The following is a 14,047-nucleotide window of genomic DNA, read 5'->3' on the forward strand; positions in this document are numbered from 1 at the left end:
CGGCCCCTGACGGCGTCCCGCGCGTGCCCCCGGACGCCGTCAGGGGCCGGTCTCCCGGTATTCCTCGACCGGCACCAGCGGCACGCCCGGCGCCATCCGGTCGGTGTAGAGCCGCCCGTGGAGGTGGTCGACCTCGTGCGCCACCAGCCGGGCCATCCCGTAGGCGAACGAGGTGATGATCCGGCTGCCGTCCCAGCGGGCGTGCTCCACGTCGATGCGCAGCGGCCGGGGCACCAGGCCACGGTGGTCGGCGAAGGAGAGGCAGCCCTCGTACTGCTCGTCGGTGTCCGGGCTGGCGTCGACCACCCGGGGGTTGAGCAGCACCACCGGCGGGGCGGACCGGTCGGCGGGGCGGACCACGGCTACCGCCGCGTCCACCCCGACCTGCGGGGCGGCCAGCCCCATGCCGGCGCTGAACGGGTGCAGCTCGTCGACCCGGGTCAGCAGCGCGGTGAGCCGGTCGGCCACCTCCCGGGCGGCGGTCTCGTCGCCGGGCAGGTCGAACGGTCGGGCGGGCCGGCGCAGCAGGTCGGCGTCGTGGGGCAGCACGCCGAGGGCGCGCAGCCGGTCGCCGGCCCGACCGGCCGCCGTGGCTCGTTCCGCATCGGCCGGTTCGCCGCGGAAGCGCCACTGCAGGCGGTAGCGGGAGTTGAGTGGTGGGTCGTCGGTCGCCCAGTCGAAGATCGCGCGGTCACCGCGGTCGTGCCGGCGGATCGGGGTACGCAGCGGCCCCTCGTCGGCGGAGAGGGAGGTCTCCACCCCCCAGACCCGGGGATCGAGCGCCACCGGCAGGTCCAGCCGGACGGCCAGGTGCCGGGTGGGCAGGCGTACGGCGCGCTGGAACCAGGGGCCCCACTTCTCCCGGCCCACGTGGTACGCGTACTCGATCTCGACCCGTTCGCCCGGATGCAGCGGGAACGGCCCGTCACCGTTCTCGAAGAGCAGCCAGATCTCCTTGTACGCGTCCCGGTCGTGCTTGGCCCGCCAGTGCATCGGCTCACGGCTGCCACCGTCGTCCCGGTACGCCCGCAGCCGCAGCTCGGCGAAGGTGAGCGGGTGCTCCCGGTGGTGCCGGTTGGAGCGGCCCGGGTCGTCGGGGTAGCGGTCCACGGCGACCCGGACGAGGTGGCGGGTCACCGGCTCGGTGCCGACGTTGTGCAGCTGGCGGCGCACCACGCAGTGGTAGCTCTCGTCGGTGTGGGTGAGGGTGGCGGTCTCGCGCTCGACGACCAGGCCGGTGCCCGGGGGCAGCCACTGCCCTGGCGGTGGCAGCTCGCGGTGCGCCGGAACGGGGCGGGCCTGGCGGAGCTGGTCGTACTCCCGGAAGCGTTGCCAGATCGCGCCGCTGGCGTCGAGGACGGCCTCGGCGCGGCGGGCGAAGTCCTCGGTGGGCCGGTGCCGGCGCCCCTCGACGTGGCTGACGTAGGACGGGTCGAAGCCCATGAGCGTGGCGAGTTGCTTCTTGGAGAGTCCTCGCCCCGTCCGGTGCCGGGCGAGTTCCGCGGCGAAGGACTCGGCGGCCCGCTCCAGGGGGGAGGTCGTCATCAGCTTCCTCACGGCCGGGACGACAAGTCTTCACGTTCCACCACCCCGGCCGCACCTGGACTGGCACTTTACCGACATTTGGCTTGACACCACGCGCGTTTCCACCATCGCGCATCGGGTAGTACGCGGAGCCCGGGCCGGTCCGTCGCCAGCGCCGTCGACGGAGTGACCCGGGCCTCTCCGTCCGCCTTCGGTTTGGCTTCCCTTATCCGGAAGGCTGTGGTTAGGCTAGCCTTAGCTGGACGGACGGCACTTCGGACAAGGGGACGGACCAGGTGACAGCGGTGATGCCAGGGTGCGAGCTCGCCCCGCCGCTCGCCCCGGTGACCGCCGCCCTCCGGGCCATGTTCGGCACCGACGACCTGCCCGGGCTCGCGCCGGGCCTGCTGGTCGTCGACGAGGCCGGCTGGAGCCCGGCGACCGGCCTGATCGACGGCACCCGCCTCCCCGAGTTCCTCGCTGCGGCGTCCCGCCGCTGGGGTGGCACCCCGCACGCCTGCGCCGCGCTGGCCTGGAAGTCCTACAGCTACTGGACCGCCCTGCCGGTGGTGCTGGGTTGGGCCTCGGCCCGCCGGGTGCCGCTGCTCGACCCGGCCGACGTGCTGATCCACTTCGAGGACCACCACCAGCTGCTCACCATGGGGCTGCGCGGCTCGACCGCGGTGGCGGTGCTGCCGAACGACCCGCTGGCGCTCGCCGGCCACCCCGAGGTGCGGGTGGTCGCCGACGAGGCGGAGCTGCTCCGCGTGCTCCGCGCCTCGCTGCTCGACGCCCACCTCGCCCCGATGATCGCCGCCATCCAGACGGAGGTCCGGGTCGGCGCCCGTACGCTGCTCGGCTCGGTCGCCTCCGGCATCGCCCACGGCATCCTGCGCGCGGCGGACGCCCTCCCCGGCTCCTCGGTCCGCAGCATCTCCACCCTGCTCGACGCGCTCGACCTGGCCGATCTGGTGGAGCTGGTGCCCGGTCCGACCGGCGAGCCGACGGTGCAGCGCCGGACCTGCTGCCTGGCCTTCACCCTGCCGAAGCCCAAGATCTGCCAGGGCTGCTGCGTCCGCCCGTCCTGACCGCGCCTACCCCGTCAGCGGCCGGACGTCCCAGAGCCACACCTCACCCGTGCGGGTGGGGGTGATCCCGGTCAGCTCGGTCATCGCCCAGCGCAGCCTGTCGGCGTTGCGGTGCGGGCCGAGGACCACCGCCCCGGCCCGCCAGTAGCGCAGGTCGTCCACGGCCGCGGCCCGGTCCTGCCGGGTGATCGGCGGGATCACCCCGGTCCGGGCGATGTGACCGAAGAAGTTGCTGGTCCGGCGGAACGGCGCGGTGAAGAGGGCGACGTCCGGCTCGGGCGCCGACGGCCGGGTGTCGGGCGCGAGGAAGTAGCCGCGGGCGATCGGCATCTCCAGCCGGGTCCGGGACGACCAGCGCAGCGGGTCCGCGTAGGTGTTGTCGGGCAGCGGCAGGGTGACGATACTGCGTCCGCCGGCGACGTACGGGCGCCATGCGCCGGAGGTGACGAACGCCGGGGTCGGGTCGAGCCGGGTGACGGGCAGCGGGGTGGGCACGTTCGGCAGCAGGGCCATGGCCAGGACGGTGACTGTGGCGAACCGGATCTGCGTCCGCGTGCCCGGATATCGGCGGGCCAGTTGGCGGGCGTGTTCCGCGCCGAGCGCCAGCAACACCCCGACGACCGGCGTGACAGCCAGCGACCAGCGGGTGGGCACCACGGAGTGCAGCAGGGGCAGGTCCTCCAGCAGCGCCCACGGGGCGGGCACGCCGGTGTCCCGGCCGTTGAGCTGGATCTCCCGGCCGAGGGAGAGCACCGCGAAGAGCACGGCGAGGACCGCCAGGCCGAGCACCAGTGCACTGCGCCGCAACCACCAGACCAGGGCGACGGTGAGCACCAACAGCGGCCAGCCGAAGAAGGCGTTCTCCTCGGTCGCGTTCTTGGCCAGCGGCCTGGCGGAGCGGGCGTCACCGGCCAGCGACTCGCGCGAGTACGCCACGAAGGCGGCCAGGTCGGTGCGGTAGCCCCGGATCAGCCGGGACAGCCCGTGGTACGAGCCGGGGCCGAAGAGCTGCACGTAGAGCGGATACGCCAGCAGCACGGCGGACAGGACGGCGGCGACCCCGAGCCCGGCCAGGAAGGTACGCGTGCCGCGGCGCAGCTCCGGCCGGCCGATGGCGAGCGCGGCCACCACCACGCCCAGCGCGATCGCGGTCATCAGCAGGATCTCGAGGTTGAGGAAGGCCTGCCAGACGATCAGCAGGCCGAGCAGGACGCCGTTGCGCAGCCACCGGCCGGGCTCGGCGAGCCGCAGGGTCCGCCAGGCGATCAGCGGGACGACGAACTGCGACACGATGTTCGGGTGGGCGTTGGCGTGCGACACCATCGCCGGGGCGAACGCGCAGAACGCGGCGCCGAGCCACGCCGGGCCCCGGGACCGGGTCACCACCCGGGAGAGGAAGAAGTACCAGGCGGTCCCGGTGGCGGCCATTCCCAGGGTGAGAAAGAGCAGGAAGGACCACTGCGGCCCGAAGAGGACGGTGATCGGCGTCATTGGTATTGAAATGGACAATACGGAAGTATTGGCCATCAGGTTCACGCCGTCGGGCACGTTCATCCGGTCCGAGGCGAACGGATAGGCGAATTCGGTCACGACCCGGGCGCCGTGGGCCATCATCCACTCGAACTGCGACTGGTCGGACCGGTTGTCCCGCAGCCCACCGCCGGGGCGCGTCCAGAGTCGCAGGGTCACCCAGAGTGCCAGCAGCACGAAGCTGAGCACCGCGGCGACGTCCCGCCGCCAGCCCTCCCGCCACCGTACGCCGTGGTCGTCGCCGACTTTGGCGTTCCCGACGCCGGATCGCTCGACCTCGGGGTCCGATTCGGGAGTAGTCATGACAATTCGGAGCGTAGTTGGCGTATGGCGGTGACGTGACATGTTTCGGAGGACTGCGTACTATGTGCCGGGTTCGCCGACCCCCGATCACGTGCCCAAACCCGACCGCATTTCGGCCACCACGGTGCCCCGTTTCCTCCGCGGCTGACGCGGATGATTCACTCTGTCGGTCCAGGCGCGGGTCGAGTCATATCGTGAGGAATCGACGCATGGCAGAAATCACTGGGGATCAGCGCGTCCAGTCCGAGGTCCTGGAGGGCCTCGCGACGGCGGTCAACCACCGGAGCTGGTTCGTCGAGCTGGCCGTGCCCCACCTCGGCGACAACCCCATCGAGATCGGCAGCGGCCTCGGCGACTACGCGCTGGAGTGGTCGCAGCACGTCCCCCGCTTCACCGCCACCGAGGCCGACCCGGACCGGCTGGTGCAGCTCAAGGAGCGGCTGGCCGACGAGCCCACCATCGAGGTACGGCAGATGCTGCTGCCGCACCCCGAGGGCGGCGACTACAGCGCCGCCGTCTCGTACAACGTCCTGGAGCACATCGAGGACCACGTCGGCGCGCTGCGCAGCATGCGCGACCTGGTCCGGCCCGGCGGCGCGGTGATCATCATCGTGCCGGCCTTCCAGTTCGCGATGAGCCCGGCCGACATCGCCACCGGGCACGTACGCCGCTACACGAAGAAGACCCTGGCGGCGGCCATGACCGAGGCGGGGCTGACGGTCGAGACCATGCACTACGCCAACGCGCTCGGCCTGATCGGGTACTTCATGGCCACCAAGGTCTTCCGGCTGATGCCGAAGGAGGGCCCGATGGTCAAGGTCTACGACACCCTGGTGCTGCCCGCGACCAAGGCCGCCGAGCAGCGGATCCGCCCCCCGTTCGGCCAGTCCGTCTTCGCCGTCGCCCGCGTCCCGGCCTGACCGCACCGCCCGGGTGGCCTCCCCAGATCGGGGAGGCCACACCGGCGACGGCAGCGCGCATGGGGGGCCCGGGGTCACTCCTTGATCTGGTACGTCGGGCGGATGACCGCCCGGGCCAGGGTGTGGAAGGCCAGATTGAAGCCGACGTAGGCGGGGCTGGCCGTCGGGCCGACGTCGAGGCGCTCGACGTCCAGCGCGTGTACCGCGAAGACGTACCGGTGCGGGCGGTCTCCGGGCGGCGGGGCGGCGCCGCCGTAGCCGGTGTCGCCGTAGTCGTTGCGGACGCTGAACGCGCCGTCGAGGTCGGCCTCCTTCACCCCGGTGGGCAGCTCGGTCACCGACGCCGGCAGGTTCACCAGCACCCAGTGCCAGAAGCCGCTGCCGGTCGGGGCGTCCGGGTCGAAGCAGGTCACCACGAAGCTCTTCGTCTCGGCCGGGAAGTCCGACCAGGCCAGGTGCGGGGAGACGTTCTCGCCGCCGGTGCTGCCGTGGGCGTACCGCGCGTCCATCGGTTCGCCGTTGTGCACGTCGGCACTGGTCAGGTTGAACGACGAAACGGTCGGCAGCAGCTCGTACGGGTCCGGGGCGATCGGTCGTTCCAGGGTCATCGGGGGTCCTTCCGGTGCGCGTGATGTCCTCCGCCCTTCTTACCCCGCCGCCGCGCCCGAACGAACCGAAAGCGACGCACGTCCGGATCCGGGTTACGGCCCGACAACCACGTTCGCGAGCGGCTCGCCCGCCGCGTACCGCCGGACCTGGTCGACCAGTAGCCGGCGGGCTCGGGGCGCCAACGCGGCGGTCAGGCCGCCGACGTGCGGGCTGATCAGGACGTTCGGTGCGGACCACAGCGGGTGGTCGGCGGGCAGCGGCTCGGGTTCGGTGACGTCCAGGGCAGCGTGCAGCCGGCCCGCGCCGAGCTCGGCGAGCAGCGCCTCGGTGTCCACCACCCGTCCCCGTGACACGTTCACCAGCAGAGCGCCGTCGGCCATCCTGGCGAGGAAGTCCTCGTTCGCCAGGCCCTCGGTTTCCGGGGTCAGCGGCGTGGCCAGGATGACGACATCCGCTCGGGGCAACAGCTCCGGAAGTTCGGAAACCGGCCGTACGCCGGGGCGGGCGCTCCGGGCCACCCGGCTGATCTCCACCTCGAACCCGGCGAGCCGGCGCTCGATCGCGGCCCCGATCGAGCCGTACCCGACGATCAGCACCCGGGCGTCAGCCAGTCCGGTCGACCAACCCGAGGCCCAGCGGCCCTCGCCCGCCGCCCGGACGAAGTCCGGCAGCCGGCGCCGGGCGGCCAGGGTGAGCGCCACGGCCAGCTCGGCGGTGGCCGCGTCGTGCACGCCCCGGCCGTTGGCCAGCGTCAGGCCGGGCCGCAGGTACGGCAGGACATGGTCGTAGCCGGCGGTCACGGTCTGCACGACTCTGAGCCGGGGCATCCGGGCGATCGGCTCGCAGAAGCCCGGGTCGATGACCCCGTACGGGACCGCATAGAACTCGACATCGTCCAGGTTCTCGGGCACGGGTCGAGTGCCGTCGTAGAGCGCGACGTCCAGATCGCCAAGCTCGGCCACTGCGTCGGGGTGAGAGATCAGGTAGCGCACGGCGACAATCATGCTGGATCGGCCCGAGCCGACCACCCCCGCACGCGATCGCCGTCGCGCTTCTCAGCACGGCCGGCCTGGGCGTGTCAGCGGGGTGGCCAGTCGTTAGAACGATCGATGCCGGCAAGGATGAGACCAAAGCCGTAGCCGCCGCGAACGCCTACCTGTTACCCGTGTTCGACGGAGGACGGGTGCAACCGGATCAACGACACCGGTCCCTTCCATCGCACAAACGTGTGCGTGGGAATTCCACACGGTGGCCATTCGCGCCTTTTTTCATCGAATGGGATTGACCCGCAATGCTTGATTCGAGATCAATTCGTGCTTGAGATGGACCGATACCATCCGGCACATGAGAATGCACAGGTACCGGGTCCATCCGCGGATCCGGACTTCCCTTGCGGTTCGGGTCGGTCGCCTCCGACTCCCCGCCATCGTCGCGGTGTACGTGCTGGCCTGTCTGTTCGCGGCATCGCTCCTGGCATTCATGCTCGCGATGGTCAGTGCGAAGGGGGTGAATCTCGGGGCAGCCTTCCGCAGGGCGCTCGCCACGATCTTCTCTCCGGGGGAGATCCTCCTCGCGGACGGAGAATCCCCGGCCTACTACCTGTTCGGCGGGATCGCGTCCTTACTCGGCGTCCTCTTTCCGATCTTTCTGCTGGGTGCCTTCGTATTCAAATTGTTCCAGCAGGATCCCCTTGTCTGGCGCGAAACGGTGTCACTGGAGCCACGGCCGAACAGGCCGCCCGTGCTGTGCTTCCGCTTCTACAACGGCACCACGTCCACTCTCAGCCGGATTAGCATCCAGGTGATCGCGCGGGTCCGCTCAACCGGCTCACCCGGCACGGTCAGCAACATGGAGCTGCCCGTACGCACGGGCGACGGGGACCGGGAGGAGCCCGAAGCCTCCTGGCCGTACGCCCGAAGTGGCGTGCCCTTCACCATCACCGCCGCCCTCGGCGACGGACTGACCGCGCAGGAGACCAGCGAAGGCACGATGATCTGTCTTCCCGGCCGGGACGAGGCGGTGGACAAACGCCGGGTGTCCTTCCTGCTGCTCGCCTCGGGCATCATGCTCGACACGGGCAACAACTTCTTCAGCGCCCGGGAGTACAGGGCGAGCGAGAATCTGCTTTTGGGCCACTTCCAGGAGATCGGCACCGACTACCAGGCCCCGCCGAAGACGTGGTCCGGGTGGCCCAACTTCGACGGCAACGGCGAGATCTACGTGTTCGGCTACGGCTCGCTGGTCAGCCCCGAATCGGTGGAGTTGACGCTGGGGCACGAGGTGGATCGGGCGAGATTCAACTACGCGATCCTGGCCGGGTGGCGGCGGTCGTGGAACGTCGCCTCCGACAAAGGATCACATCCGGAGCGGACGTTCCGGCTCGCCGACGGCAGTGAGTACACCGGGGTGACGGTGGTGCTGGGTATCGAGGACAGCCGCGCGGTGGCGGGATGCAACGGTTCCGTCTTCCCGGTCTCCCGCCAGGACCTCTCCCTGCTCGACGTGAGGGAGCGAAACTACGAGCGCCGCGAGGTCAGCAGGGCGGTGACCTGGGCGGGAAAGCCGGACGAGTGCACGGTCTACACCTACGTCCCGACCGCCGAGGCGACGGCGAAGCTCGCCGCCGCACAGGCCATCGGGCGGCCCATCAACATCCGTGCCGGCTACCTGGATCTGGTCCACCGCGCCTTCGAGCAGATCAACCAGTGGGAGAGCTACCAGCGGACGACGCCACGCCCACCCTTCCCGGTGGAGGAGATGGCGGTGGAGATCGACCCCGGGCTGGCCCCGCCGATCCAGCGGGCCATGAGCTCCTCGTACTTCGGTGACCCCCGGGTGGCTCGCCCGGTGCCGGACGGCCGACCCCTGGCCGACGACACCGGCGTCGTGGGACCGCTCACGTAAGGCTGCGACCGGTGCCGGCGCCACGCACGCCGCCCTGGCGCCGGGGCAGAACTTCGCCGCCCATATGCCGCGACCACTGAGACGCGGCAAGCCTCGACGAGACGAGGTGAGACCGACTCGCTACCCATTGAGACGCCCCCTGGCCAGCGTTTGCGCTGGCCAGGGGGCGTTTTTACTGATCGAGGGGCGGAGGGTGTGGGATTCGAACCCACGAGGACGTTGCCGCCCTACCGGTTTTCAAGACCAGCGCCATCGGCCACTAGGCGAACCCTCCCGGACCGTCACCCTCGGGGTGCACGGCCGGTGCCTAGTCTGCCACGGACGCCGCGCGCCGGAACCGGCCTCCCACCCCTATTGGGAGGATGTCCCGGTGTGGGACACACCGACGATCGTGCTGATCACCGGGATCATGGCGGCCGGCAAGTCCACAGTGGCCGGGGAGCTGGCCCGACGGCTGCCCTGCTCGGTGCACCTGCGCGGTGACCTCTTCCGGCGGATGGTGGTCAACGGTCGGGCGGAGCTGACCGCCGAGCTGACCGCCGAGCTGACCGCGGAGGCGTGGCGTCAGCTGCGGCTCCGCTACGACCTCGCCGCGCAGACCGCCGACGGGTACGTCGGAGCCGGCTTCACCGTCGTACTCCAGGACGTGGTCGTCGGGCCGGAGCTGCCGGCGATGGTCGACCGGATCCGGCACCGGCCGCTGCTGGTGGTCGTGCTCGCGCCGCGACCCGAGGTGGTCGCCGCCCGCGAGCGCGCGCGGTCCAAGACGGGGTACGGCGACTGGCCGGTCGCCGACTTCGACGCCGGGTTCCGGGCCGACACGCCGCGGATCGGGCTCTGGCTGGACACCTCGGAGCAGACCCCGGCGCAGACGGTGGACGAGATCCTGAGCCGGGCGTGGACCGAGGGGCGGATCGGGTAAGACTGGGCCATGCACGCGATCACGATTCCGGAACCCGGTGGACCCGAGGCACTCGTCTGGGCGGAGGTACCCGACCCGGAGCCCGGTCCGGGTGAGGTGGTCGTCGACGTGCGGGCCAGCGCGGTGAACCGGGCCGACCTGCTGCAACGGCAGGGGCACTACCCGCCGCCGCCGGGCGCGCCCGCGTACCCCGGGTTGGAGTGCTCGGGGGTGGTCGGCGCGGTCGGTCCGGGCGTGACCGGGTGGGAGGTCGGCCAGGAGGTCTGCGCGCTGCTGGCCGGCGGCGGGTACGCGGAGCGCGTGGCCGTGCCGGCCGGGCAGCTGCTGCCGGTGCCGGCCGGGGTGGACCTGGTCGACGCGGCCGCGCTGCCGGAGGTGGCCTGCACGGTCTGGTCGAACGTGGTGCGGCTGGCCCGGCTCGGCAAGGGCGAGACGCTGCTGGTGCACGGCGGTGGCAGCGGGATCGGCACCTTCGCCGTCCAGCTCGGGGTGGCGCTCGGCGCGACCGTGGCGGTGACCGCCCGCGCGGCCAAGCACGACCGGCTGCGGGAGCTGGGCGCCGCGCACACGATCGACTACCGGGAGCAGGACTTCGTCGAGGAGGTTCGCCGGGTCACCGACGGCCGTGGCGCGGACGTCATCCTCGACATCATGGGCGCCTCCTACCTGGGCCGGAACGTGGCGGCGCTGGCCGACGGCGGTCGGCTGGTGGTGATCGGCATGCAGGGCGGCCGCAAGGCCGAGCTGGACCTGGGTGCGCTGCTGGCCAAGCGGGCCTCGGTGGCCGCGACCGCGCTGCGCTCCCGCCCGCTGGACGACAAGGCGGAGATCGTACGGGGCGTCCGGGAGCAGGTCTGGCCGCTGGTGGAGGCCGGCACGATCCGGCCGATCGTGGACCGGCGGCTGCCGATGACCGAGGCGGCGCAGGCGCACCGGCTGGTCGAGTCGAACGACCACGTGGGCAAGGTGCTGCTCACGACGCCGTGACGGCACCGTTTTCCGGTCGGGGCAGCACCAGCCGGGCGCCGGGCCCCTCGCCGGCGAGCGAGTCGCCCGGGTTGTAGAGGGTGCAGCGCTGCAAGGACAGGCAGCCGCAGCCGATGCAGCCGTCCAGGTCGTCGCGGAGCTTGCCGAGCAGCCGGATCTTCTCGTCCAGCCGCTCCCGCCAGACCCGCGACAGCGCGGCCCAGTCGTCGGGGGTGGGGGTACGGGAGGCGGGCAGCGAGTCGAGCGCCTCGCGGATCTCCTCCAACGAGATGCCGACCTGCTGGGAGATCCGGATGAACGCCACCCGCCGCAGCTCGGTGCGCGGGTACCGGCGCTGGTTGCCGCCGGTGCGTTCGGCGCGGATCAGGCCGAGCCGTTCGTAGTAGCGCAGCGCGGACGGGGCCACGCCGCTGCGGGTGGAGAGCTGCCCGATGGTGAGTGATTCGTGCATCAGTCGCCTTGAGTTGAAGTTGACTTCAACTTGCAGGCTAGCCGCATGACCACCACGACCGCCACCGCCCCACCCGTACCGGGCCCGGTCGCCGCACCGCTGGAGCGGCTACGCGCCGGCCGCGAGTTCGGCCCCAACGTCTACTCGACCGTCGACGTGCTCTGGGTGCTGTACGACCGGATCCTGCGGATCACCCCGCAGACCGTGGACGACCCGGACCGCGACCGCTTCCTGCTCTCCAAGGGGCACGCCGTCGCCGGCTACTACGCGGTGCTCGCCGCGAAGGGCTTCGTCCCGGCCGACTGGCTCGACGACCAGGGCGGCCCGGACAGCCGCCTCGGCGACCACCCGGACCGGCTGCTGGTGCCCGGCGTGGAGATCGGCTCCGGCTCACTCGGCCACGGCCTCGGGCTGGGCGTCGGCACCGCGCTCGGACTGCGCGCCCAGGGTCGCACCGATCCCCGGGTGTACGTCCTGCTCGGCGACGCCGAACTGGACGAGGGCTCCAACCACGAGGCGATCGCGTACGCCGGGGCGACCGGGCTGGCCAACCTGACCGCGATCGTGCTGGACAACCGCTCCGCCAGCCACGGTTGGCCGGGCGGGGTGGCCAGCCGGTTCACCGTCAACGGATGGACCGCCGCCACCGTCGACGGCCGCGACCACGACGCCCTGCACGCCGCCCTCACCGGGCACGAGAAGCACCGGCCGCACGTCGTCGTCGCGGTCGTCGAGAACGGGGAATGAGCACATGCGGGAGACCTTCGTCGCCAGCGCGACCGAACTGCTGGCGGATCCGCGTACCACCATCGTGCTGGCGGACATCTCGGCCGCCGCGTTCGCCCCGGCCGCCCGCCGGTACCCCGACCGGGTGCTCAACGTCGGCATCCGGGAGCAGTTGATGGTGGGGGTGGCCGGCGGACTGGCGCTCACCGGGCAACGCCCGATCGTGCACAGCTACGCCCCGTTCCTCGTCGAGCGGGCGTACGAGCAGATCAAACTGGACCTCGACCACCAGGGGGTGGGCGCGGTGCTGGTCAGCGTCGGGGCGTCGTACGACCGGGCGGCCGCGGGCCGGACGCACCTCAGCCCGGCGGACGTCAGCCTGCTCGACACGCTGCACGGCTGGACCGTGCACGTGCCCGGCCACCCGGACGAGGTATCGGGGCTGCTGCGCGACGTGGTGTGCGGGCGGGACTCGGCGTACCTGCGGTTGTCGACGCAGCAGAACAGCCGTCCGTACGGCGGGGACGGTGCGCTGCGGGTGCTGCGGGACGCCGGGCCGGGCGCGGCGCTGCTGGTGGCCGTCGGGCCGGTGCTGGACGCGGCGCTCGCGGCGGTGGCCGACCTGCCGGTGACGGTGGCCTACACCCATCGGCCGCGGCCGTTCGACACCGCCGGCCTGCGGGAACTGGCCGGCACGGAGGTGATCCTGGTCGAGCCCTACCTGGCCGGCACCTCGGCCCGGGTGGTGTCGGAGGCGCTGGCCGACCGTCCGCACCGGCTGCTCAGCCTCGGCGTGGGCCGGTCGGACCTGCGGCGCTACGGCACGGCGGAGGACCACACCCGCTGGCACGGGCTGGACGCCGACGGCCTGCGCCGGTCGGTCGACGGTTTCCTGCGGACGGCGTCAGCGCGGGGCTGAGCCGGCGGGGCGGCGGCGGGTGCGCTCCCGGCCGAGGATCCAGAGCGCCTCGACGCCGTCCTTCCAGGTGATCTTCTTGCCCTCTTCGCGACCGCGCGCCCGGTAGCTGATCGGCACCTCGTACGGACGGATGCGGCGGCGCAGCAGCTTGCCGGTAACCTCCGCCTCCATGCCGAAGCCGCGGGACCGGACGTCGAGGGAGCGGTAGAGCTCGACCGGCATCAGCTTGAAGCAGGTCTCCAGGTCGCCGATGTAGGAGTTGAACAGCACGTTGGCGGCCATCGTGACGCCCTTGTTGCCCATCACGTACCAGAAGCTGTAGGCGCTGTGGCTGCCGAAGGTGCGATTGCCGTAGACCACCGTGGCGCGGCCGTCGAGCACCGGGTCGAGCAGGCGCGGGATGTCCTGCGGGTCGTACTCCAGGTCGGCGTCGAGGATGACCATGTACTCACCCTCGGCGCTGTCCACCGCCGTCTTGATGGCCGCGCCCTTGCCCGCGTTGCGCTGGTGGGTGATGACCCGCAGTCGCGCGTCGTCGGCCCGGCCGAGGATCTCACCGGTGCCGTCCCGGCTGCCGTCGTCGACCACGACCAGCTCGATCTCGCACGGGTAATCGACCGCCAATGCCTGCTTGAGGGCATCCGCGATGCGTTCTTCCTCGTTGTAGACCGGCATGAGGATCGAGAGCTTCACGGGGATCTCCACGGTGGCGACAGTAAGTCGGCCCTAGCCTAGCCTGGCTGCTCAGCGCCAGGGAGGCCGCCACCACGGCCAGGGGGTACCCACCCCTCGCAGAACATGGTGTTAACTTCCGCCCATGTCGGCAGCCGGCTGGATGGTCGTAGTGGCGCCCGTCGCCGCGTTCGTGGTGCTCACCTCGGTGCTGTGGACCCGCCGCCCGGACGCGGTCGCCCCGCTGCGCCTGGCCGTGGTCCGCGCCGCACTGCTGACCGGCGTCTTCGCCGTACTCACCGTGGAACTGCTGGGCGCGCTACGCGCGCTGACCCTGCCGGCCGTGGCCGCCGCCTGGCTGCTCTTCCTCGCCGCCACCGTTGCGGCGGCCCGTTCGTGGCGGCGCCGCGCCGCGGTGGCGCCCGCCGCGGTGGCGCCCGCCGCGGTGGCGCCCGCCGCCCGGGCCGGGACGCTCGTCGGGGCGGCGACCGG

13 protein-coding genes, 1 tRNA gene and 1 pseudogene are annotated in these 14,047 nt (G+C 71.9%); 8 read left to right on the forward strand and 7 right to left on the reverse strand.

The window, feature by feature from the left end; genetic code table 11:
* Positions 1–39: 39 nt before the first annotated feature.
* Positions 40–1,545 (reverse strand): peptide deformylase, encoded by a 1,506-nt coding sequence (locus V6U89_RS29155; RefSeq protein WP_334576271.1) that lies wholly within the window; start codon positions 1,543–1,545, stop codon positions 40–42.
* 287 nt (positions 1,546–1,832) lie between these two features.
* Here V6U89_RS29155 and V6U89_RS29160 point away from each other — a divergent pair, with 287 nt between their 5' ends.
* A complete protein-coding gene (locus V6U89_RS29160) occupies positions 1,833–2,612 on the forward strand; it encodes an IucA/IucC family C-terminal-domain containing protein (protein WP_334576275.1) in 780 nt (259 codons plus the stop codon).
* A gap of 6 nt (positions 2,613–2,618) precedes the next feature.
* Here V6U89_RS29160 and V6U89_RS29165 read toward each other — a convergent pair whose 3' ends face one another.
* A complete protein-coding gene (locus V6U89_RS29165) occupies positions 2,619–4,445 on the reverse strand; it encodes a hypothetical protein (RefSeq protein ID WP_334576279.1) in 1,827 nt (608 codons plus the stop codon).
* A 209-nt stretch (positions 4,446–4,654) separates the two neighbouring features.
* Here V6U89_RS29165 and V6U89_RS29170 point away from each other — a divergent pair, with 209 nt between their 5' ends.
* Positions 4,655–5,365, forward strand: a complete 711-nt coding sequence (locus tag V6U89_RS29170; RefSeq protein WP_334576283.1) for a class I SAM-dependent methyltransferase — start codon at positions 4,655–4,657, stop codon at positions 5,363–5,365.
* Between the two features lie 74 nt (positions 5,366–5,439).
* On the opposite strand, the gene V6U89_RS29175 is transcribed toward V6U89_RS29170, so the two are convergent.
* Together V6U89_RS29175 and V6U89_RS29180 are read right to left on the reverse strand one after the other, a co-directional pair.
* Positions 5,440–5,973 (reverse strand): YbhB/YbcL family Raf kinase inhibitor-like protein, encoded by a 534-nt coding sequence (locus V6U89_RS29175; RefSeq protein WP_334576287.1) that lies wholly within the window; start codon positions 5,971–5,973, stop codon positions 5,440–5,442.
* Between the two features lie 93 nt (positions 5,974–6,066).
* Positions 6,067–6,966 (reverse strand): 2-hydroxyacid dehydrogenase, encoded by a 900-nt coding sequence (locus tag V6U89_RS29180; RefSeq protein WP_442934001.1) that lies wholly within the window; start codon positions 6,964–6,966, stop codon positions 6,067–6,069.
* Positions 6,967–7,408: 442 nt separating this feature from the next.
* Between V6U89_RS29180 and V6U89_RS29185 the strand changes: the two genes are divergently transcribed.
* Positions 7,409–8,878 carry a gamma-glutamylcyclotransferase family protein gene (locus tag V6U89_RS29185; protein WP_334576295.1) on the forward strand — a complete coding sequence of 490 codons (1,470 nt, stop codon included), beginning with the start codon at positions 7,409–7,411 and terminating at the stop codon, positions 8,876–8,878.
* Between the two features lie 187 nt (positions 8,879–9,065).
* Here V6U89_RS29185 and V6U89_RS29190 read toward each other — a convergent pair.
* Positions 9,066–9,152: transfer RNA gene (locus tag V6U89_RS29190), tRNA-Ser, on the reverse strand.
* A 96-nt stretch (positions 9,153–9,248) separates the two neighbouring features.
* Here V6U89_RS29190 and V6U89_RS29195 point away from each other — a divergent pair.
* Positions 9,249–9,800 carry an AAA family ATPase gene (locus tag V6U89_RS29195; protein ID WP_334576299.1) on the forward strand — a complete coding sequence of 184 codons (552 nt, stop codon included), beginning with the start codon at positions 9,249–9,251 and terminating at the stop codon, positions 9,798–9,800.
* 9 nt (positions 9,801–9,809) lie between these two features.
* Complete coding sequence (locus V6U89_RS29200; protein WP_334576302.1) at positions 9,810–10,787, forward strand: NAD(P)H-quinone oxidoreductase; 978 nt, start codon at positions 9,810–9,812, stop codon at positions 10,785–10,787.
* Here V6U89_RS29200 and soxR read toward each other — a convergent pair.
* Positions 10,774–11,238 carry a redox-sensitive transcriptional activator SoxR gene (gene soxR / locus V6U89_RS29205; protein ID WP_334576305.1) on the reverse strand — a complete coding sequence of 155 codons (465 nt, stop codon included), beginning with the start codon at positions 11,236–11,238 and terminating at the stop codon, positions 10,774–10,776. The genes V6U89_RS29200 and soxR overlap by 14 nt on opposite strands.
* 45 nt (positions 11,239–11,283) lie before the next feature.
* On the opposite strand from soxR, the gene V6U89_RS29210 reads away from it, so the two are divergent.
* Together V6U89_RS29210 and V6U89_RS29215 are read left to right on the forward strand one after the other, a co-directional pair.
* Positions 11,284–11,985 carry a transketolase gene (locus V6U89_RS29210; protein WP_334576306.1) on the forward strand — a complete coding sequence of 234 codons (702 nt, stop codon included), beginning with the start codon at positions 11,284–11,286 and terminating at the stop codon, positions 11,983–11,985.
* 4 nt (positions 11,986–11,989) lie between these two features.
* On the forward strand, positions 11,990–12,883 hold the full coding sequence (locus V6U89_RS29215) for a transketolase family protein (protein ID WP_334576307.1): 894 nt from the start codon (positions 11,990–11,992) through the stop codon (positions 12,881–12,883).
* Here the strand turns inward: V6U89_RS29215 and V6U89_RS29220 are convergent.
* The gene (locus V6U89_RS29220) at positions 12,869–13,576 is read right to left on the reverse strand and encodes a glycosyltransferase family 2 protein (protein WP_154942013.1); all 708 of its coding nucleotides are present in this window, start codon (positions 13,574–13,576) and stop codon (positions 12,869–12,871) included. The two genes, V6U89_RS29215 and V6U89_RS29220, sit on opposite strands and share 15 nt — an antisense overlap.
* A gap of 124 nt (positions 13,577–13,700) precedes the next feature.
* Here V6U89_RS29220 and V6U89_RS29225 point away from each other — a divergent pair.
* A pseudogene (locus tag V6U89_RS29225) lies at positions 13,701–14,047 on the forward strand (hypothetical protein); the annotation flags it as partial.

Origin of the sequence: Micromonospora sp. CPCC 206171, assembly GCF_036906755.1 — a bacterium.
GTDB classification, from domain to species: domain Bacteria; phylum Actinomycetota; class Actinomycetes; order Mycobacteriales; family Micromonosporaceae; genus Micromonospora; species Micromonospora purpureochromogenes.